Origin of the sequence: Streptomyces sp. ISL-94 (genome assembly GCF_018614075.1) — a bacterium.
Lineage (GTDB): Bacteria > Actinomycetota > Actinomycetes > Streptomycetales > Streptomycetaceae > Streptomyces.
Genome location: NZ_JAGGOZ010000021.1, coordinates 59,038 through 78,654, shown reverse-complemented (window position 1 = coordinate 78,654; position 19,617 = coordinate 59,038). Strand labels below are relative to the sequence as shown.

The window sequence follows — 19,617 nt, the reverse complement described above, 5'->3', positions numbered from 1 at the left end:
GAAGGGGAAAATGATGAGTCCGGAGAAGTCTTCCTCAGACGGTGGGGAGAGCGGTGCTCGGGGATCGGGCTTCTCGGAGGACCTGCGAGCACTCGGCGCAGCCGCGGGCTGGGGCGAGGCGTTCACTCTTAACGATCTCATCGGCCTTGGCGCGCCGCACGGGTTCAAGGTGAGCACCTCCAGCCTCAGCGAATGGGGTGCGGGCGGATCGGTGCCCATGAAGCCACAGCACGTCCGCTACGTCCTGAAGGTGTTGATCCCCTTCCTGGAAGCCCGGGCAGCCCAGGGGTCTCCAGACCACCGGCGGACGGGCACGGAAACCTGGCGGGCCCGGCTCATCGCGGCCCAGGCCGTCAGGAAGAGCGGACAGGGAGGCCGCGGCCGCCGGATCCATGCCGCCTCGCCCGGCCGCCTGTTCGGAGTGCCGTCCCATGCCCTCCAGAACGTCCTCCCGCACGAGTTCGTCGGCCGGGACGAGGAGCTGGCCGAGCTGGCGGCCTTCGTCGCGGCCCCGGACGGTAGCCCGTCGTACGTGTGGTGGCAGGCAGGCGCCTGGGCCGGCAAGACCGGTCTGTTCGCCTGGTTCGCGGACCGCCGCCTTCCGGCCGGGGTCGACGTCGTACACCACTTCATCGCCGGGCGCCTGGGTACCAACCGATGCGAGGACTTCGTCCTGGCGGTCAGCGACCAGCTCGCCTCAGTGGCCCGCCGGAAGATCCCGGCTGCCGAACGCGGGCGGCCGGATCGCCTGCCCAAGCTGTACGAAGCCGCCGCGCGGGCCAGTGCGTCACTCGGCAGGCGGCTGGTGCTGATCGTCGACGGCCTCGACGAGGACGCGGACGCCGCCCCGGCTCATTGGAGCATCGCCGCGCTCCTGCCCAAGGAGCCCCCGCACGGCATGCGCGTCATCGTGTCCGGACGTCCCCACCCGCAGGTCCCGCCGGACGTAGCCGACGGCCATCCGCTCCGAGATCCCGGCATCGTCCGCCGGCTGATCGACTCGCCTGCCGCCCGTGTCATCCGGGACACGGCCCTGCGGGAACTCGCGGCCCTGCTGGACGACCCGCTCGTCGGCAGGCGGCTTCTCGGCCTGCTCGTCGCCGCCCAGGGCGCTCTCACCGGTGCGGACATGGCCGAACTCGTCGGCGTCACGCCGTACGAGGTGCAGAAGAGCCTCCGTAGCGTCGTCGGCCGCAGCATGGCGCCCACTGAGATCGACCGCCTCGCGCTGGGCGCGCGAGCAGCAGCTGATGCCGATGCCGCAGCCGGTCGGCAGACGTTCGTCCTTGCCCACGAGGAACTGAATCTGGCTGCGGACGAAGCCCTTGGCAAAGCCGCACTCGATACGTACGAACAGAGCCTGCACGCCTGGGCGGACGGCTACCGCGACGAGGGCTGGCCCGAGGACACGCCGAACTACCTGCTCACCGGCTACACCCGGCTGACGCAGCGCAGCGGCAACGCCGATCGGTTGGCGGACCTGGTCCTCGACCCGCGGCGCCAGCTCCGTCTCGTCCAACGCTCCGGACCGGACGTCGCTCTCTCCGACCTCGCGCTGGTCGCTTCGCCCGATGCCGGCCGCACACCGCCGGGACTGGTCATCCCGGCAGGGGCGGCTGTCTCGCGGGAGTCGCTGCTCCTGCACGCGCGGTCCCTGCCGCGCTCGGTCGCGCGGACGGTGGCCCGGAGTGGTGATGTCAGGCGGGCCAGGGCACTGGCGAGTGCGGCTCCGCAGGCCGCGGCAAGGGCAGTGAGCCTGGCCGATGTGGCCCGCGTCCTGGGGGACTCCGCACACGAACAGGCCGGGGAAACAGCGCGGGAGGCGGGGGAGTGGGCGCGAACTGCCCTTCGCGAGGCAGGACGCCTCGGGTACGCCACCGACGAGACGGAGGCGGCTGCGGGGCAGGCCGCACTCGCCCTGCTGGCAACGGGGCAGGTGCAGGCCGGCCTGGAACTGCTCCGCTCGACCCGTGGGTCGAGTACGGCGCGGTACGAAGCATGGGCGGAGGCAGCCCAGCTGCTGGCACCGCACCGTCCGGAGTCCGCGGCCGAACTGCTGGACGATCTGGAGGAAGAGGCCGCAGACCTGGCCGAGGAGCGGGGGGACGGCAGTGCCATTGCCCTCCAGATCTGGGAAACCGTCGCGGGCGTGGCCCCCGACCGGCTGGACCGGATCCACTCCCAGGTCCTGGACCACGTCCGTGGTGTGTGGGAGGCGGCGCCCACCTTGCAGCATGTCTCTGTTCTGGCCGCCGCAGCCTCGGCGTTGGCCCAGGGCCGGCCGGGCGACGCCGCGCACCTCGTGGGCATGGCCTGTCGGCACGTCGAGTCGGTGCTCCTGGGCAGCACCACGCCGATGTCGGCAGCAGACGCCTTCCACGTGGAGTTCGGCTTCCGCCACACCCTCGCCCGGTTCTCGCAGGCACTTACCGACACCGGGACGCCACCGGAACAGGTCCGCCGTCTCCTGGACCGGGTGGAACAGGCACTTCCGGGAGAACCGGTAGACAGCTCCGAACTGCTGGACGAGGACGAAGAAGACGACGACGCCGAGAGGCTGGCCGGCGAAGCCTTCCAACTGGCGGGCCTCGGCAGGGACGACGAAGCGAAAGGCTGCCTGGACGAGGCCTTGGCTCTCCTGCCGATGGCCGGTGTGGGTACGGGCCGCGCCCCCTTGTGGCTCCCCGGCCTGGCCGGAGCACTCGTACGTATCAATGCAGCAGAAGACGTCGAGGAACTGATCGACCTGTGGCAGGACGCGGCCGACCGGGCGCGAGCGCACGCCTCTGTAGCCCTGGCTTACGCAGACCTCGGTCTGGCCCGCGATGCGCGCAGGCACGCGTACTGGGCTGCCCAAGCCGTCGCCCGGTCTGCTCCCGACGGAAGCCCGGGCCAACACGACGGCGCGTGGGCGCATGCCGCGCAGGCGCTGGCGTGCGCGGGGGAGGGGGAAGGCGCGGCTGCGCTGTACCTCATTCGCAAGCACGCGATGCCCGCGGACCGCAGCAAAAGGGCAGCGTGGAGGAGAGCAGACCGGCTGGCTCGCATCGCCGTGGCGGCAGAACGCGCGAAGTGCGACCCGCAGATGTCGGGCGAGCTGCTGCTCCCTCTCATCGACGATCTGTATGCCGGCCGGAAGTCGCCTCGAGGGGTGTCCGCCCTGCTGGCCCGCTTCGCCGAACTCCTTCCCGCTGTGTCCGGCGCCGGACATTCGTACGAGGTACGTATCCAGGAGGTGATGGAGGAGGGGCTCGCCTACGCGGATAAGAGTCCGGAAACCTGGCAGCCCGACACCGTCCTCGTGCATGCCCTCCTGCGGATCGGCGCGGGGGAGGACCCCGGCTGGCAGGTGGACTGGCTGACCCGCGACATGGCGAACCGTGGGCCCGAGCACTTCCCAACGGCTGGCCTCGCGGTGGTCCACACGGCGAGGGGCGACATCGAAGCGGCAAGGCGGGTGGCCGAGAGGCCCACGAACCCACGGACCCGCGCGGTCGCGCTCACCGCGGTGGCGGGGCACCTCGCCCGGGTCCCAGTCCGCCCGGTCCCCGGGATCGACCCGTCCCAGACTGATCCCTTCAACCGCACCATCCAGAACCTGGCCCTGGACGTCACCTCGCACGCACCAGCCGACAGGCGGGCGGCCACCGGGTTCCTCCACTGGAGCCTGGACACCGTGGGCTGGTACCACGCCCTGCCGGTCCTGGCTCAGGTGGAACCTGAAGCGGTCGCCCGCGTCCGGGACATCGGGGTGGTCCACGCTCGCGCAGTGGGAGGCACCAGGTCCGACTGACCCCGCCGCGGTTTTGTACTCCTGAGCCGATGCCCTCAGCCGCAAGGCACTGTGCGCATGCGGGGATGACTCCATGGGCAAACTCATCGCGCACGTCTGCGCGATCTGCTCCCCGCCCACGCGGGGATGCCCCCATGAGCGTTGCCGGGGCGCCCCGGGCTGCTCCCCCACGCCTACGAAGGTGACAAGGTCACGCATCTGCGAGTGACAAGTGCAGGACTCGGGATACGAGTGTCCGGACGTCAGCTGCCGTTGGCTCGGGTCGCCGACTTTTGTCCGCGGACAAAAGTCGGCGACCCGAGCCAACGGCAGCATCTGTAGGGCGCAGAGTAAATGTCAGTGAGGCGCAGGGTTCTGTCAGCGCCCGTGGCTCAGCCGACGTCCGTGCTGGCTGTCGGGGCGCGTGCCCGAACGGGAGCGGCCCTACTGGCCCAGGACAGGGCAGGGCAGGCCCTCTTCCGCGGAGTGTCCGCCGCGCTCGGCGCCGACGTGGATCAGCGGCGCAGGAGCAGGGCTCCCCACATCGCTCGCGTGCGATGGGAGCGGTAGGAAAGCCTTGGAAGCGGCTGATATCGCCAGGGAAGTCCGTGCGCGTAACCGTCTACATGACGGAACTGGGCCACGGATTCCCTGTAGCGGCCCTGGCGGAGCAGGAAGTAGGCGAGCACATGGCGAGCCACTGGCAGTTCAGGGTGGCCCTCGGCCGCGGCGGCATCCTCCAGCGCTGCGTTGACCAGGCCAATGAGATGCGGGCTGCGGAAGGACTCGGGCATGAGGCGTTCCTCCGTGAAGACCTCGTGCTCCTCGTACCACGCGTTCAGCGGCAGCACCTTGAGTAGGCTGCCCAGCGGCGCATCGTGCGCGGCCTGAGTGGCGAACTCCTTGGCCTGGATGTGGGAGCCACGCCACTTCTTGCACATGAACTGCAGGGCGCCGTGATGCGCCGAGTAGACGTGGGGCGCCCGCTCGGTCACCTGGTCCCACAGCGAGCGCATCGTGTCCATGGGATACCCGAGTCCGAGTGCGACCCAGATCTCCTTGGCGAGGGGAGTCGGGTCCTCGGGGTTCATCGCCGCGACCCGCGCGAGATCATCCCGGGCGCCGAGCAGTTCGCGGTGGAATGCCTCGAACTGTTCGCTGGACGTCGCGCTCGCGCGCAGTGCGCCGCGCGTCTTCCACGCGTGCTCGACACGGGCACACGCGCTGACCAATGCCGCATCGGAGTCCTCGGGGCGAGCTGCATTCCACGCGCGCAGCCACGCGTCACCGTCATGAGCAGCCGAGTGGGACAGATGCTGTACGTAGTAGGCGCGGCGATCCCAGTCCTTGCCGGCATCGGTCAGGAGCTGCGCCGCCGACGTCCATTCGCCGTGGCTGACATCTTTCAGGGTTCGCTGCAGCAGGGGATCGGGTCCCGGCAGTCGAGTGTTCAACGGACGCAGAGGCAGCAGGCCGTAGCGGAGCCAGCCGAGGGCCGCGAGTGAGCCTATGGATATGAGTATGAGCACGTTGTTCCTGTCGTCCCGCGTGTTTGCGTTGCCGCCTCGATGAGCGGAGTATGCACCGCCGATGAGGGGGGCGGGCAACAGCGATAGGCAGGCCTGGTCTTATACGTACGTTGCGAGAGCGCCTGTTGCTCGGCGACGAGAGCACCTGCCGCTACGGAAGAATGGTGTCGACGAGCAAGAAGAGGCCGCACCGTCCGCGTCATGCTCCACGCCTTTGGGCAGATCCTCCACGGCGGCCGTCCCGTGTCACGGAGGCGATCAGGGTGGAGAGGGCGAAGGTCGCCACGAGGCTTGTCGTCATGACCAGGCCCACGCCGATCAGGAAGAGGCCGCTGGAGTCGTCCGACCAGTCGTAGTAGGCGGAGACGGTCACACCGGCCGTGGTGCCGAGTGCGGCGCCCGCGACGTGGCGCCGGGAAGCGGCCCAGTACACCGGTGCCAGCAGGGTCAGCACCAGCCCGATCACCTGCCACGCCTCGTACGGGCCCGTCACCGAACCGTCGGGGTGCACGTCACGATGCTGATCCCAGCCCAGCCAGGCGGCCCATGCGGCAACCGGAACGAGGAACACCAACAGAAAGGAAGCGGGGCTCAGTGGCTTCTGGCGCATGGCCCAAGCGTCCCGGCCAGCTCCGGCACCGGGCCAGAGCTCACGTACTCACTTCCCCTTGAGTAGCCGGACACCCACAGGCCGGACATCCGCGGCCCCATCCAGCCCGCCGAGGCCGAGGACCTCCTTCGCGTCGGGTCGCCGGCGGAATCGACACCAACGACGCCGCTCAGCGCCAGGCCCTCGAAGACCTCGCCGCCGCCGAGATCGTCGCCCGCGGTGACATCATCGACCGCTTCCACGACAACGTGCTCTACAGCCTTCGAATGCTCCCCGAGCCAGAACCTACTGACACCGACTCCGCGCCCCATTGTCATAACCCTGAGCATCCTGCTGACATCCAGCCTGCGCACGACATCGCTGACATTGTGACGTCGTCCGACGACAAGGACCAATGGTTCCAATCCCGTTACCAATCTCGTTAGCACTCCAGGTATCTTCAATACACGATCATGGATCGTGATGAGGCCGGTGCCGGATGAGGGGGTGGGAAGGTGGGGTACGCGACGCCCATCTACGCCCCCGAGCAGGTCGAATACCGGCTGAGCGAGGACTGCGGGTGCGACCAGGCGCAGGACGCTCAGGTCGAGTACCGCCTCGCCGGGGAGAGTGCCCTGCGGTGGCTCGGCAGCGGCCTCGTAGAGCTCGGTCTCGTCGCCGGCGAGCGGGTTGATCCTGATGCCGCCCGTGCGCTGATGGACGGTCGGGACTGGCGTAGCGGCGAGCAGTTGGTCGCCCGGAAGAAGGCGCTCGATCCGCGGGGGAAGGTCACCGCGCGCGTGCTCGTGGACGCTGTCTGCGAGGCGGCGGCCGCGGCCGGGAAGTCCGTCTCGGACTACTTGCGCCGGGCCGCGCTGGCGAAGCGGTTCGACCGGGCCGAGCGCGGGATCCTGCGCGACGGGGAGACCCACCTGCTGCCGCTGGCCGACGCCGAGCGCCTGGCCGCGGCCGCCGGGCTGGACCTCGACGAGCTGTACGGCGCGGACGCGGTGGGCGAGGCCCGGAAGTGGATGCGGCACCGTGTCGATGTCGGGCTGCGCGGCGTGGACATCACCCTTGATCTCCCGAAGAGCATCTCCGCCGCCTACGGGCTGGCCGGCGCCGAGCTCGCCGCGCGGATCGAGGCCGACTGGCTGGCGTCCGTCACCGAGGCCGTCCAGGCGCTGGAGGAGTGGGCCGCGTACGGGATGGCCGGCCACCACGGGGACGGGCGGCAGGCCGAGCGGGTGGAGACCTCCGGGCTGATCGGCTGGACGACCCTGCACCGCTCCGCCCGCCCGGTGGACGGCTCGCCCGGCGACCCGCACCTGCACGTCCACGTGAACATCGCGCACATGGCGAAGTGCGCGGACGGCAAGTGGCGCACCATCGCGGGCGGCGGCGAGGACCTGCACCGCTACGCCCACCTGGTCAACGAGATCGCCGAAGGGCGGCTCCGGGCCCGCCTCATGGAGACATACGGGGCCCGCTTCGAACGCTCCGCGACCACGGGGGCCTGGGAGCTCGCCGGAGTCGACGAAGGACTTCGCGAGGCGTTCTCCCGGCGCCACCAGCAGGTCATCGACCTCGTGGGCGAGGGTGCGTCACGGGCGCAGCAGAAGGCGGCCGCCCGCAAGAGCGCGGAAGCCAAGGAGGACGCTGGTCCGGGCGCGCCGAGGGAAGCCTGGCGCACCCGGGCGGCGGTCGTCCTCGGTGGCGAGGCGGCCGTCGACGCGATGGTCGCGGCCGCGCTGCCCGGACCGGACGGCTCGGCGCCGCCGCTGTCCGCCGGCGGGGGCCCGCGGATGCCCGGCCCGGCCGAGATCGCGGCGCAGATCTGGGATGCCGAGTACGGTCTGACCGCGTCCCGTAAGACGGTCTCCCACACGCATGTGATGGCGGCCGTCGCGAAGACGCTGCCCTACCTCCTGTCGGTGGAGCAGCTGAGCGTGCTGACCGACGAAGTCCTCGCGGTCGGCGGCCACGCGGTCCGCCTGGCCGACTCCAACCGCGGCCACCACACCCACCGGCAGCGGTACACGCACACCACGGTCGTGGCCGCCGAGCAGGCCGTGATCGAGTGCGCCACGGCCGGCCTCGACCGGCAGCTGGCCCGGCTGACAGCCGAGGCCGCCGAGATGACGCTCGCTGCCGTCGAGGTCGCTGATTCCGGCGATGACCGCCCCTTCGTCTTCAGCGCCGAGCAGCGCGCCGTCGTCATGCGGCTGCTGACGGCCGGTCACGCGGTCGATGCGGTCATCGGCGTCGCCGGCGCGGGCAAGACCACCCTGATGCAGGCCGCCCGCACCGGCTGGGAAGCCGCCGGACTGCGCGTGGTCGGCGCCTCCACCGCGGCCGTCGCCGCCGCCAACCTGGCCGCCGAAGCCGGGATCGAGTCCCAGACCATTGCCGCCTGGACCCGGGAGATCAGCGGTAGTCGGGGCCTGCACGGGGTCGGCGTCCTGGTCATCGACGAGGCCGCGATGGTCGACGACCGTGCGCTCGCCGCGCTCCTGCGGCACGCGGCCGACACCGGCACCAAGGTGGTCGCGGTCGGCGACCCGCTCCAGCTCCGCGCGGTCGGCATCGGCGGCGGTTTCGCCCGTGTCCACCGCATCGTCGGCGGCCTGGAGCTCACCGAGAACCGCCGCCAGCGCGATGTCGTGGAGCGGGCTGCCCTGCAGGACTGGCGGGCCGGGGCCCGCACCAGCGCGCTCGCCGCCTTCGCCGCCCACGGCCGCGTGCACGCCGAGGACACCGCCACCGAGACCCTGACCTCCATGCTCGGCGCCTGGAACGAAGCCCGGACCCGCTGGACCGGCGACCCCCACGGCCAGGTCTCCGAACTCCTGCTGCTTGCCGCCCGCCGCGCAGACGTCGCGGCCCTCAACGCCGGCGCCCGCGCCGTGCTCGTCGCCTGCGGCGAGCTGGAGCAGGGACGTACGTACGCGGTCGCGGGCGGAGGCCGGATCGCGTTCGCGGCCGGGGACCTGGTCCACATCCGCCGCAACGACTACCGATCGCGCCGGGACGTGTCCGCGGCCGACGTCCTCAACGGCTTCCGCGGCGTCGTCCTGGAGGTGGACGCGCAGCAGGGCGTTCTCGTCCAGTGGCGCCGCCCCCGGCCCACGGGCGGATTCGCGATGCACGAGGCGTGGATGTCCGCCCGCGACATCGCCCAGGGCCGCCTCACCCACGCCTACGCGATGACGATCGGCTCGGCACAGGGTCTGACCGCAGAGGTCGCCCTCGCCTACGGCCTGCACGCCGACTCCCACAGCCTCTACCCGGCCATGTCGCGGGCCCGGCAGGAGAGCCACCTCTTCCTGCCGCTCGACGAGTTGGAGGACCACCCCACCCGGGCCGCCCGCGGGCCGGTCCGTACCGACGCCGACCGCCTGGACCGCGCCGTCGCCGCGTACGGCCGCCGGCTCGGGGCCGACGCCGAGGACGTCATGGTCACCGACGAACTCAGCCGCGTTCCGGCCCCCCGGATCCTCGCCCGGCAAGAACCCGCCTGCACCCCGTGGCAACAGCGCCCGTACGGACACCTGCCCGCGCAGCACCTGGCCGCCCGGGCCGCCGACGAGACCGCCGCCGCGCAGCGCGCCGAGGACCTCGCCGCCGGGTACGAGCGCCGGGCCGGCGAACAGCAGAACAGGCTCGACGCCGCCATCACCCCGGGCGGGGCGCTGGCCGCCGAAGCGTACGAGGTCCTGTCCCGCGCTGGCACTTGGACGCACCGTGCGCGGGAGGAAGGAGCACGCCAGGCGGCCGCCGAGCGACACGTCGAGTCGATGAGCCGGATTCTGGAGCGGATTGAGCAGTCCGCCCAGAAGAGCCGGGTGGCTCTCCGCCTGGCCGGCACCAGCCGGAGGGAAACGCTGGCGCTCACCGCTCAGTACCAGCAGCAGCTCACGGCCGCGATCGACGAGGCCCAGCGGGCCTCCAGCGCCTCCGCTCAGGCCCTGCGTGAAGGCTGGCAGACCCTCAACGCCTACCCGCACATCTCCCTGCTCGCGCCGGGTGGAGCCGCCACCCCGCCCAAGGACGTCCAAGCCATGGCCATCCTCTTGGAGGCGGTGCGGCAGCGCGTCCCGGTCCTGGCCGACCGCCTCGACACCCGCCTCGCCGAGGACGTCCAGCAGCTACGAGGCAGTGCGGCAGCCCAGCGTTCGGTCGCCATGCGGCACCGCGCGACCGCGGCCGAACTCGGGAAGGAGGCCGCCCTGCGCGAGGAGATGCGCTCCGCGGCCCCCGTCAGCCACGCCCGTGAAACCGACGAGCGCGCGGCCGCTCTGCGGGGACAGCAGGAGCAGCCACCGAGCCGGCCCTCCGACGTTCCACAGCGTCCAGTACCCACCGTCCCCGGGACCGGGGTGGGCCGAGGGACTCCACCGCCGCGACCGTAGGAACCTCGGCGCCGCGAAAATTCGCCGAGCAGGGCCCCCAACGAAACAGTCCCGTCGTTCGTGTCATCACATGAGGGGGTCGAAGCCGAATGGCGAAGAAGTGGTCGCTACTGCTCACCGAGCTGGTCCAGGTCCGCGGCTCCGCCTTGAACCGCTACGGCTTCCTGCTGTGCGGCGACCGCGCGGAGGCCGCCGACCTCGTCCAGGAAGCCCTGGTCAGGGTCTTCGCACAGCCCCGTTCGTCCTGGGACATGGGGGACGCCGAGGCCTACGTGCGGCGCACCATGCTGAACTATTTCGTCGATCAGCACCGCCGACGTGCCCGGTTCGTGACAGCGACGCCGCGGCTGGCTCAGCCGACGGCGGTGGCGGAACACAGCGAGGGTGTGGGGCTGCGGATCGACCTCCTCGCCGCTCTGAAGGGGCTGTCGCCACGGCAACGCGCCTGTGTGGTCCTGCGCTACTACGAAGACTGCACCGTGCCCGCCATCGCGAGCCAGCTGAGCTGCAGCGAAGGCACGGTCAAAGGCCACCTCAGCGACGCGCTGGCCCGGCTGGGCGCAGCCCTCGACACACCGCGCACCGAGGTTGAGGGAGACACGAGGTCATGATGGGACCGGAAGACCTTCGCGAGCAGTTGTCCGCCACGGCGGAACTCGCCGGAACGCCGAACATCGACATCGGCCGTGTGGCGGGCAGGGTGCGCCGGCGCCGGACGGCTCGCTTCACGGTCCAGGGAGGCGCTGTTCTGGCGCTGGCGGCCGCAGGGACCTTCGGCGTCCTGCAGTGGAACGGGGGTCCTTCGCGGGCCGTCGACGCCGCCGGATCCGGACCGAGCACCGGCCCCGTGAGTGCCTCCCCCTCGGCGGGCACATCCGGCACTCCGGCACCCGGCCCGTACGTGTGCGGCCAGAGCCCCGACCTTCCGGGAGCGGCCTCGACGCGCGACGGTCTGACCCTGGAGATCAGCTCCGTCCGGCGGACGAGCAGCCAGGCCGGCCCCGAGATCGCGGTCTCCCTTCGTTCCGACACGCGGCGCACCGTCGTCTCCACACCACCGGCAAGCATCGAAGTGCTCTACCTCAAGGACGGCGTCATCCGGGGCGGGGGGCCGATGCTCAACCCGCCCGGGGACCTCTCGCCGCAGGGCGTCGACATGGCGGGGCATCCCGTCGACCTCGAACCGGGAAGCCCGAGCGTCCAGCAACTCGGCGAGCGCAACGCGCTCTGCCCGTCGTCGTCATGGTCCGAAGTGTGGAGCGACCCAGCGGGCTACGAGGTGGTCGTCGTGCTGCAGCAGCCGGTCGAGACGCCTGCCGCACAGCCTGCGCCGAACGTACCGCCGCTCGTGGTGCGCGCCCCGCTCCCTCACTGAGGCGGTTCCCCCGAGCCCGGCAGGGCTCGGGGGAACCGCCGTCCGCCGTTAAGCAAAGTACCCGCCGACGCAGAGGTATCAGCACGGAGCCCGCCCGGGCGTACCGCGGGCGCAAGGGGAAGGCGGGCGGCTTCCTCGGCGGAGGCGGACTCTTCCGGCCAGTGGAACTGTGCCCCGGCCAGGGCTCGGCTGTCCTTGTCGAACCGGAGGATGTCAGGCGCGTCCCACAGCCGCTCCGGGCTGCCGAAGGTGTCCGCGAGGAACCGCTCACGCTCCCTCGCATCCGCGTAGCGCGCAACGTCAACGGAGGCGTCGCCGGTGAAGCGGGGGGTGATGTGCAGCGGGTCGTCCGTCACCGTCGCGCGCCAGCCGCCGTCGCATGCCAGTTTCATCGTGATGGCCGGCCCGTCACCAGTTCCCATAGGTGTCCACCAGGTTGGCGATCAGCGCGGTCAGGGCGTCGGCGCGGTGCCGGTCCTCGCGCTGATCGCGCAGGGCCTCGTCGGCGGCCCGCAGCCGAGCCAGGGCGGCCGGATCCTGGTCCTCCACGTCGTAGATCAGCGGATCGGTGACCAGATCCAGGCACTCGGTGAGCAGCCGACGGGTAGCAGGGGACGGCGGGTCGAGGTCGGGGTCGGAGTATGGGGTGGTCAGGTGGTGCGCCGGATTTGTGAGGCGGGACAGGCGCCAGGCGTCAGGCGTCTTGATGGTCACAGTCAGTGGTGCCCACGCCGCTCGGCTGGCACGGGCACCTTGACCTCGCGTGGGCGCTGGCGTCAGTTCGCCCGTACGGGCGCCCACAGGCTGACGCTCCACACGTCCCCGTGCCCCGCGTGGTAGCCCCTTTCCTCCTCCTCGTCGTCCACAACGAGGACGGAGACACAGGACGTCTCCGCCCGGTACTCCAGGAAGCCGCCCTGGTCGGTGAGGGTGAACTCCGGGACCGGAGGGACGTCGGAGAGCGCTTCCTGTACGTCCGCCCAGGCGGTGTACGGGGTGAACTCGACGCCCGTGCTCCCGCCCCACCGCGCCGCCAGCTCGGGGGCGTTTGCGAGGCGGTGCAGCTCGATCGACCCGCCGGACATCACCCACTCCTTCCCGGGGTTGAAGTAGAACTCGACGAACCCGTAGTCGCGGCGCAGCGAGGCGCCGCCCTCGCCGACGACATCGACGCAGCGGTGCTGGAGGGCGCGGTCGACCTCGCCGAGGGTGGAACCGATGCCGATGCCGTGCAGGCGCCCGGTCGTGATGAAGGAGGCGAGGAATTCGATGCCGGTCACGGCCAATTCTCCAGTTTGTCGATCAGGGCCTGCATCTCCGAGGAACGGTTCTGCGAGTTGCCCCAGTTGTGGGTGTCCATGTGTTCCTTGGCCGACTTGGCCTTGGCCAGGAGGTCGGCCCGCAGCTTGGGGTCGTTGTTCACCGCGTCCACGGCCTGCTGGACGCTCTTGTCCGACGCCCAGCCGTGGGAAAGGGGCGGGCTCACCGGCGCATTCCCGGGCGGCGCCCGGTCAGCAGCTGGGACGTGTGCCCGGGGCAGGTCGCGGGGCGGCGCCTGTACCGGTTTGGTGGTGACCCACTTCTGTTCCCGGGCGATCGCCTGGTGCGCGGAGGCGTCCAGCACCGCCTTGTTGTGCCCGGACGGACCGGCGCGGACGCTGGTCGATCTCGCCCTCGCATCCGAACACCGCTGTGGTCACGGAGCCCTCTATGGAGGGCTCAACCAGGGCCGGATCGATGTCGGCTCCCGACGATGCCACCACCGGCGGATCCGGCTCCACCGAACCGGGTTCCGGCGCCGGATCGCCCGCCCGCCACCATCCGTCGCCTCGGCGTACTGGCGAACACGACCTCCGGGGCCTCCAGCCGGGCCACCTCCTCGTCTACCTCGGTGGGCTCCTTACGCAACTGCTCGGCGCAATCGGCCGGCAGAACCCTGCCGCTCGACGGGCGGTCGCCGCGACCGTGGGTCTGCCCTGAGTCCGGGTTGGCCGCGGGTGCTGGTCACAGGGGTACTGCTACGCGGCGGGCTTCCGGCGCCGGGGTGCGGTGTTGAGGACGGCCCAGACGCGGCGGCCGTCGTCGGCGAGGTCGTCGCCGCAGCTCTCCACGGTGGCCAGTGCCTGGAGCTCGGCGAAGACGTTCCCCTCGGGGAGGGATCCGGCCTGGTGGCTGAGCGCGACCACGAGGATCTTGTCCGCCTGGTCGCCGAGGTGCACGCTGACGCGGCGTCCGCCGTCCCGTACGGCGGCGTCGACCAGGAACCGTACGGCGGCCCGCAGATCCGGCTCGTCCAGCCCCGGGTAGCCCCAGCCGCGTACCGTCGTCAGGGCTTGTTCGGCGGCCTTCTTCGCGGCCCACTGGTCCGCCCGGTAGGTCAGGGCCGCGGTCTGCCGGTTCCGGATGTGCATCCGCGGCCGGGGCAGGCTCAGCTGGGTCGTCGGCTTCGTGGCCGGCTGCGGTCTGGGAGCCTCCACCGGCTTCTTCTGCGGGGGCGGCGTCTTCGGCGGGTATGACGGCGGGACCTTGGGCCCCTTGGCCTCTGGAGCGGTCAACTCGTCCTCCCGAAAGCGCAGATGCGTGCGCGTAGCTCTGTCCCATCTTGGCAGTCCCCATGAGGGCAGGAGACGAAACGAAGCCTTCGGGAGTGCTGCCTCTCACCTCCCGGCCCTTGTGCCGAACGGACCGCAGGGCTGGCCGGTGAGCGGTGTACGCCGAGGCCGTCGAGCGTGCAGCCTCTGCAGTGCGCACGCTCACCAAGTGGGTAGTCCGGCAGAAGAAGGCACCCCGCCCGGGGGGAACGATGCCATTTTCGGTCGGCCGTGGCTGCCTCTGGAGACAAGCAGCACAGTGGTTGAGGTCCTCTGTGGTGCGGAGTAGCGCCCGTACGCCGCATGCCGCGTGCGGCTATCGACTGGGCGCACCTTCTGTGGCTGATGTTCCGACAGGGGTGGATGGGTTCTTCTACCGGAGCCGGGCGAGCGGTCGATTGGGGCTCGCGACTAACTGGATCGAGAGCAAGCACGCACACCTGCGGGAGAGGGCCTCGTGACAGGCTGGACATGAACGTCGGAAATGTCGGTTCAGGTGAAACTACTTCAGAGCGTCCATCTGCTCACCTAAAGTGGCAGGTCAGTAAGCCTGCTCCCCGCGCACGCGGGGATGAACCGTCACGTCGTCCACGGCGACGAAGTCACCGAACCTGCTCCCCGCGCACGCGGGGATGAACCCTGGGCTGCCCACGCCTCAACTCAGTCGCAGACCTGCTCCCCGCGCACGCGGGGATGAACCCCGAGGCCGACAGGCCGCCGTGGCCGAGATCGGCTGCTCCCCGCGCACGCGGGGATGAACCCCCTTGGCCCATCTCCGGAAGCAGGTCGCGGATCTGCTCCCCGCGCACGCGCGGATGAACCCCGGGAGTACAGGCTGCACGCCGAGGTCTCGTCCTGCTCCCCGCGCACGCGGGGATGAACCCTCGTACTACGGGAACCAGTGCCTGCAGGGCTACTGCTCCCCGCGCATGCGGGGATGAACCCGGCCTCGCCGGCATCCACACCGCCGGAATTAGCTGCTCCCCGCGCACGCGGGGATGAACCCACCGCGCCGTACGTGGTGAACAGGCGGTCATCCTGCTCCCATGCACGCGGGGATGAACCCATGCTGCGGACTTCGAGCGATGCCGTATGGAGTTCCTCCCCGCGCACGCGGGGACGAAGCCACATCGCGGACCTGCGCGACGACCGCCGCAAGCGGCTCCCTGCGCATGCGGGGATGGACCCGGAATGACCCAGCGCCGACGGGCTCTGCCTCCCCGCGGCGGGGATGGAGCTGCCCTGGACGGGGCAGTGAGCTTGTCGGCGGCTCCCCCACCCGTGGGGATGAACCGATGCTGCTCCGCACCGATACGGGTGACATCTGCTACTCCCCGCGCTCGCGCGGCCGAGCCCGTAGCCGGATCGTAGGCGCGGCAAGAGCAGCGTCGGCGCCGGGCTGCCGGAGCTGTTCAAGATGTTTCCGCATACGGAGGGACGCCTGTTGTCCTGCGCCCCGTAGCTCGGTGAAGGCCTCGAGCAGGTCGTCGGCCAGGCGGGTCGCGTCCGGTGCCGGCAAGGCCTTCCACATGCTGTACGCGCGCCGGACAGCGAGAGCGGTCTCCGGGTGTTCCGGGCCGTGGAGGACGGCGTGTAGGCGGACGACGTGGAGGTACCAGGCCACCGCGGTGCCATGGTGCCCCGTCAGGTGTGCCAGGTAGGCGCGGACCTCGCGGACGCGGACTGTGTCGGCGTGTGCCTCGCCGTGCGCGGCTGTGATCCGCGCGTCGAGGTCCTCCGCCAGAGTGTTCGCGCGGGCGAGGTCGTCCGAAGCAGTCGACCGGATATCGGCCAGCTGCTCGGTGAGGTCAGGAAGGGGGCTGCCTGCGACCTCGTCGCTGCCGGTCCAGAAGGCCGGGTCGACGATGCCCCAGGGGCGGAAGAGAGGTTCGCTGTGCATCGCATTTCCCGTGCTCGTGTCGGCCGTCACCAGCTCACCACCCTGCGGATCCCCGTCGCGCGGGTCATGTAGTTCGTGGAGTTGCGCCAGCTGCTGTACGGGACGATCCGCGTGCGGACTCCGGTCCGCGGGGACTCGATCAGCAGGCCCGATCCGATGTACATGCCGACGTGCCCGGGGCTGGCGGCCGAGCCGTCGGAGCCGGCGTTGAAGACGAGGTCGCCCGGCTTCGGGTCGTCCAAGCTGACCTGAAGGGGCAGGTCGATCTGGTCGAAGGTGACCCGGGGGATGGTGATGCCCGCAGCCTTGTACGCCTGCTGCATGAGCGAGGAGCAGTCGCACCAGTGCTGGGGGTTCCACCCGAGGGCGTCGGTGCAGTCACCGCCGAGCTGGTACCAGCCGCCCTTCTGGGCTAGCGCCCAAGCCACGGCGGTGCGTACCTGGGGCGGGGTGTCGGGCGGTAGTTCGAAGCCGGCAGGGAGGTCGACGGGGCCGCCGCCGCCCGCGGGCGCGGTGTACTTCACCGACTGCGCCAGGATCGCCTTGACGTAGTTGTAGGTCTGCCCCTGGGCGAACCCGATCGGTGGCACTCCGCGGAAGCGCTCCACCGCACCGAAGCCCGCGTTGTACCCGGCGAGGGCCAGTTCGATCGGGCTGCCCGCATAGTCGGGATGCCCCTTCGCGTCCTTCAGCAGACCGCACATCATGGAGCCTTGGCTCGGGATGGCGTCCTTGGGGTCCATGACGTCGCGGTCACCGTCGCCGTCTCCGTCGATCCCTTTGACCGCCCACGTGCCGGGAATGAACTGGGAGATCCCGAACGCGATGGGTCTCGTCTTCGTCTCGGGGTCCTCGTAAGAGATCGCGGTGGGGTCGAAGTTCGACTCCGCCCAGATCTGGGCAGCCAGGACGGCCGGTGGCAGCCCTTCGCTGCACGTGGCGGCGGCGGCGAGGATCAGCGGCGCGTACTCGGCCGGTACCCCGTCACTTCCGCCGATCCTCAACGAGCCTGCTGTCGGCCATGAACCGACGTTGCGGACGGTGCTTTCGTCTTCCGCGAGCGCGGCGACGAGCATGGCGACGCCCACCCCCAGGGCCAGCGGAGTCGCTGCTGCTCCAGCCACAGCGATCCCCAGCCACCTCTTCGCCCCCACTCCGATCCCTCTCGGCCGTCCCGCTGATTTGCTCCCACGAAGAAATCATTCAGCCAAAATGGCCGGTGTAATCCCGTGTGGGAACCCGTGGCAGATCGTGACACTATGCCATTTCTGCTTTCAGGAAGGGTGTTGTATATCCCTCGGGCAATCAGGAAATGGCCGGTGTAAGGTGCCGATGCGTTTCGCCTTCGATGTGCCTTCGATATGAAATTCACATTAGCGATGGCTTTGCGAGGCGTGTGCGGGGGGATTCATGGGTAAAAAGGACAATCTGACGTTCTTAGGGGTGTCGACGGCCGCGCGCCTCGTCATTCCGGTCATGGCTGCGGGAGGCGGGAGCGCGCGATCCACCGTCGCCCACCTCCTTGCTGACGAGCTGGCACCTGCCGCCGAGACGGTCGTCCTTGACCTGGCTCCCCGGCTTGCCTCCCCCTGGCCGGCATGGAGCGGCGGCGGGCAGCGGGGCGGCCTCGCCTCCCTGCCGCCCGACCTGCCGTTGAGCCGGGCGCGGATCCGCTCTGCTGCTGCTGTGCGGCGAGCCCCCCAAGGCCACTGGTCGGTCCTGACGGACGGACGCGAATGGAGTGCCGTCCCGCTGGCCCTGCCCAGCCAACCCGCCGCCTGGTACCAGCTGGCAGCCGCAGGCGGATGGCAGGCCGTGGTCGCCGACACCGCTCACCCGGTCGCTCACGACCTCCTCGCCGCCCGCTGCTCGAATGCACCGAGCCTGACTGGCGCCTGGTGCGAACTCCCCTTCGCCGTCCCGGTGCTGTGCGCCCAGGCCACCGCGGACGGCATACAGGCTCTGCAGCAGGCCGTGATGGTCCTGCACGCCGAAGGACTGCCGTTGCATCGCACGGTCGTCGTCCTGGTCGCCGGATCGGATGGTCGGGCGCCCGCTGTGGCCCGGGCCGCGGCCACGATGCTCTCCGCCCGAACGGCTGCCGTCGTCCATCTGCCCCACGATGCGGACATCCGCGCACACGGGCTCCAGGCTCAGCCGGCCCGGATCCGTACGCGCACCCGTCATGCAGCCCGTGAGCTGGCCACTGCCGTGCTCGCCAGCGCCGACGCATCCTTCGGCGATCCGCTGCCTGACGCTCCTCAGCCCTTTCCCCTCCCTGCCGTTGTAGTTACTGCTGTCTGACGAGGAATCACCCAAAATGAGCCAGCTCCTGACGACCCTGCACACCCTCGCGAGCGACCCGGGCCTGGTCGTCCTGGCCGACGGCGTCGGCCCGGTACCCGACTTCAACCCGACGCTGCCGACCGCGGTCAACACCCCGGTCCAGACGATCTTGGCCTGGACCGCCGGCGGCGGCCTGGCCCTCGCGGTCCTCGGCGGCCTCGCCGGATGGGCCCTGGTCGCGATCGGCCACAACACCGAGCGCGCGGCCCTGGCCGCCCGCGGCAAGCAGAGCGTGCTGTGGAGCCTCATCGGTGCCGGCGGCATCGGGCTGACATCCTCGCTGGTCCTGGCCGTCTTCACCATGACGAGCGCGTGAGCATGGATTCTTCAACCGGGCTCCAGGCCCGCAGGGCCCGCCTCGTACTCGCCGCGATCGTCGTCGCGGTGGCCGCACTCCTGGTTGCGGGCGGGTTCGCGGCGGCCACGCTGATGCGGAACGACGCCAAGGGTGGCCCGCAGGCGGGCGCCAGCCCGTCCGCCAGCACCCCCGTGCCGACCGGCGGCACCACGACGGACAGCCCGATGACACCGGAGCGGGCCCAGAAGATCAGCCTGCGTAAGCCCACGGGCCACCAGAACGGTGTGGCTATCGGTTTCCCCGGCTCTCCCAGCGGCGGGATCTCGGCCGCCGTCTACTTCTGGGAGGAATTCGCCTGGCTCGACGACGAGAAGGCCGCCCAGCAGCTCACCGCAGTGGTGTCGAAGGATGCGCCCGGATACGTCGACAAGCAGGTCTCCGAGATCCGCAAGATGCGCGAAGCGCTCGGTTTGGCCCCGTCGGGCGGACTCCCGGCCGATGTCTCCTTCACGACCGCCGTCCACGCCGCCCGGGGTAGACGCTGAAGGCGCCCGGGCTGCCTGCTGGCGACGTCATGCAGATCTGGCTGTCCTACGACCGCTTCGCCAGCGGCCCCAAGGGCGGCACGGACGAGGATCCGCTTCGCGGCGCCACCATTTCGTTCGTCGTGAAATGGGAGGACGGTGCCTGGAAGTTCACCGACAAGTACGACAAGTTGGGCGACTTCCCGGTCGCCTACGAGCCCACCAGCCCGTACGCCTGGAGCGACGGCTGGGTCCAGGTCCGCCATGCGAACTGACCGCTT

The 19,617-nt window shown here is 70.6% G+C and carries 18 protein-coding genes; 8 read left to right on the top strand and 10 right to left on the bottom strand.

What is annotated here, in order from left to right:
* Nucleotides 1–217: 217 nt before the first annotated feature.
* Nucleotides 218–3,793 carry a hypothetical protein gene (locus J7E94_RS07740; RefSeq protein WP_215013530.1) on the top strand — a complete coding sequence of 1,192 codons (3,576 nt, stop codon included), beginning with the start codon at nt 218–220 and terminating at the stop codon, nt 3,791–3,793.
* 494 nt (nt 3,794–4,287) lie between these two features.
* Here J7E94_RS07740 and J7E94_RS07735 read toward each other — a convergent pair whose 3' ends face one another.
* The 3 genes from J7E94_RS07735 to J7E94_RS07725 form a co-directional block, all read right to left on the bottom strand.
* A complete protein-coding gene (locus J7E94_RS07735; RefSeq protein ID WP_215013528.1) occupies nt 4,288–5,301 on the bottom strand; it encodes a hypothetical protein in 1,014 nt (337 codons plus the stop codon).
* 199 nt (nt 5,302–5,500) lie between these two features.
* Nucleotides 5,501–5,911 carry a hypothetical protein gene (locus tag J7E94_RS07730; RefSeq protein WP_215013526.1) on the bottom strand — a complete coding sequence of 137 codons (411 nt, stop codon included), beginning with the start codon at nt 5,909–5,911 and terminating at the stop codon, nt 5,501–5,503.
* Nucleotides 5,893–6,306, bottom strand: a complete 414-nt coding sequence (locus J7E94_RS07725) for a hypothetical protein (RefSeq protein WP_215013524.1) — start codon at nt 6,304–6,306, stop codon at nt 5,893–5,895. The genes J7E94_RS07730 and J7E94_RS07725 overlap by 19 nt, the downstream gene beginning before the upstream one ends.
* 99 nt (nt 6,307–6,405) lie before the next feature.
* On the opposite strand from J7E94_RS07725, the gene mobF reads away from it, so the two are divergent.
* From mobF to J7E94_RS07710, 3 genes are all read left to right on the top strand, one after another.
* Nucleotides 6,406–10,302, top strand: a complete 3,897-nt coding sequence (gene mobF, locus J7E94_RS07720) for a MobF family relaxase (RefSeq protein ID WP_215013522.1) — start codon at nt 6,406–6,408, stop codon at nt 10,300–10,302.
* Nucleotides 10,303–10,391: 89 nt separating this feature from the next.
* Nucleotides 10,392–10,913 (top strand): SigE family RNA polymerase sigma factor, encoded by a 522-nt coding sequence (locus J7E94_RS07715; protein WP_215013520.1) that lies wholly within the window; start codon nt 10,392–10,394, stop codon nt 10,911–10,913.
* Nucleotides 10,910–11,677, top strand: a complete 768-nt coding sequence (locus J7E94_RS07710; protein ID WP_215013518.1) for a hypothetical protein — start codon at nt 10,910–10,912, stop codon at nt 11,675–11,677. The genes J7E94_RS07715 and J7E94_RS07710 overlap by 4 nt, the downstream gene beginning before the upstream one ends.
* Here J7E94_RS07710 and J7E94_RS07705 read toward each other — a convergent pair.
* The 7 genes from J7E94_RS07705 to J7E94_RS07675 all read right to left on the bottom strand — a co-directional run bounded on the left by J7E94_RS07705 (nt 11,671) and on the right by J7E94_RS07675 (nt 17,292).
* Nucleotides 11,671–12,099, bottom strand: coding sequence for a hypothetical protein (locus J7E94_RS07705; protein ID WP_215013516.1), 429 nt, complete (start codon nt 12,097–12,099; stop codon nt 11,671–11,673). The genes J7E94_RS07710 and J7E94_RS07705 overlap by 7 nt on opposite strands.
* Nucleotides 12,086–12,391: a hypothetical protein gene (locus J7E94_RS07700; protein WP_215013514.1), complete on the bottom strand. Its 306-nt coding sequence runs from the start codon at nt 12,389–12,391 to the stop codon at nt 12,086–12,088. The genes J7E94_RS07705 and J7E94_RS07700 overlap by 14 nt, the downstream gene beginning before the upstream one ends.
* Before the next feature lie 62 nt (nt 12,392–12,453).
* The gene (locus tag J7E94_RS07695; RefSeq protein WP_215013512.1) at nt 12,454–12,957 is read right to left on the bottom strand and encodes a hypothetical protein; all 504 of its coding nucleotides are present in this window, start codon (nt 12,955–12,957) and stop codon (nt 12,454–12,456) included.
* Entirely contained in the window at nt 12,954–13,163 is a 210-nt protein-coding gene (locus J7E94_RS07690) for a hypothetical protein (RefSeq protein WP_215013510.1), read from the bottom strand. The genes J7E94_RS07695 and J7E94_RS07690 overlap by 4 nt, the downstream gene beginning before the upstream one ends.
* Nucleotides 13,164–13,695: 532 nt before the next feature.
* Complete coding sequence (locus J7E94_RS34290) at nt 13,696–14,232, bottom strand: hypothetical protein (RefSeq protein ID WP_251056287.1); 537 nt, start codon at nt 14,230–14,232, stop codon at nt 13,696–13,698.
* A 1,363-nt stretch (nt 14,233–15,595) separates the two neighbouring features.
* Nucleotides 15,596–16,168, bottom strand: coding sequence for a hypothetical protein (locus J7E94_RS07680; RefSeq protein ID WP_215013508.1), 573 nt, complete (start codon nt 16,166–16,168; stop codon nt 15,596–15,598).
* A gap of 26 nt (nt 16,169–16,194) precedes the next feature.
* Nucleotides 16,195–17,292 carry an NlpC/P60 family protein gene (locus tag J7E94_RS07675; protein WP_308344688.1) on the bottom strand — a complete coding sequence of 366 codons (1,098 nt, stop codon included), beginning with the start codon at nt 17,290–17,292 and terminating at the stop codon, nt 16,195–16,197.
* A gap of 319 nt (nt 17,293–17,611) precedes the next feature.
* On the opposite strand from J7E94_RS07675, the gene J7E94_RS07670 reads away from it, so the two are divergent.
* Genes J7E94_RS07670 through J7E94_RS34285 form a run of 4 tightly spaced genes read left to right on the top strand, consistent with a single transcriptional unit; the run spans nt 17,612 to nt 19,611 of the window.
* Entirely contained in the window at nt 17,612–18,472 is an 861-nt protein-coding gene (locus tag J7E94_RS07670) for a hypothetical protein (protein ID WP_308344687.1), read from the top strand.
* Between the two features lie 16 nt (nt 18,473–18,488).
* Complete coding sequence (locus J7E94_RS07665) at nt 18,489–18,830, top strand: hypothetical protein (RefSeq protein WP_215013502.1); 342 nt, start codon at nt 18,489–18,491, stop codon at nt 18,828–18,830.
* A 2-nt stretch (nt 18,831–18,832) separates the two neighbouring features.
* Nucleotides 18,833–19,357 (top strand): hypothetical protein, encoded by a 525-nt coding sequence (locus J7E94_RS07660; RefSeq protein ID WP_251056286.1) that lies wholly within the window; start codon nt 18,833–18,835, stop codon nt 19,355–19,357.
* A 29-nt stretch (nt 19,358–19,386) separates the two neighbouring features.
* A complete protein-coding gene (locus tag J7E94_RS34285; RefSeq protein WP_251056285.1) occupies nt 19,387–19,611 on the top strand; it encodes a hypothetical protein in 225 nt (74 codons plus the stop codon).
* The last annotated feature ends 6 nt before the right edge of the window (nt 19,612–19,617 follow it).

Coding starts and splice junctions, on each gene's coding strand:
- J7E94_RS07740 (WP_215013530.1), top strand. CDS start 218: ATGAAGCCACAGCACGTCCGCTACGTCCTGAAGGTGTTGATCCCCTTC.
- J7E94_RS07730 (WP_215013526.1), bottom strand. CDS start 5,911: ATGCGCCAGAAGCCACTGAGCCCCGCTTCCTTTCTGTTGGTGTTCCTC.
- J7E94_RS07715 (WP_215013520.1), top strand. CDS start 10,392: ATGGCGAAGAAGTGGTCGCTACTGCTCACCGAGCTGGTCCAGGTCCGC.
- J7E94_RS07710 (WP_215013518.1), top strand. CDS start 10,910: ATGATGGGACCGGAAGACCTTCGCGAGCAGTTGTCCGCCACGGCGGAA.
- J7E94_RS07705 (WP_215013516.1), bottom strand. CDS start 12,099: ATGGGAACTGGTGACGGGCCGGCCATCACGATGAAACTGGCATGCGAC.
- J7E94_RS07680 (WP_215013508.1), bottom strand. CDS start 16,168: ATGCACAGCGAACCTCTCTTCCGCCCCTGGGGCATCGTCGACCCGGCC.
- J7E94_RS07665 (WP_215013502.1), top strand. CDS start 18,489: ATGAGCCAGCTCCTGACGACCCTGCACACCCTCGCGAGCGACCCGGGC.
- J7E94_RS07660 (WP_251056286.1), top strand. CDS start 18,833: ATGGATTCTTCAACCGGGCTCCAGGCCCGCAGGGCCCGCCTCGTACTC.
- J7E94_RS34285 (WP_251056285.1), top strand. CDS start 19,387: ATGCAGATCTGGCTGTCCTACGACCGCTTCGCCAGCGGCCCCAAGGGC.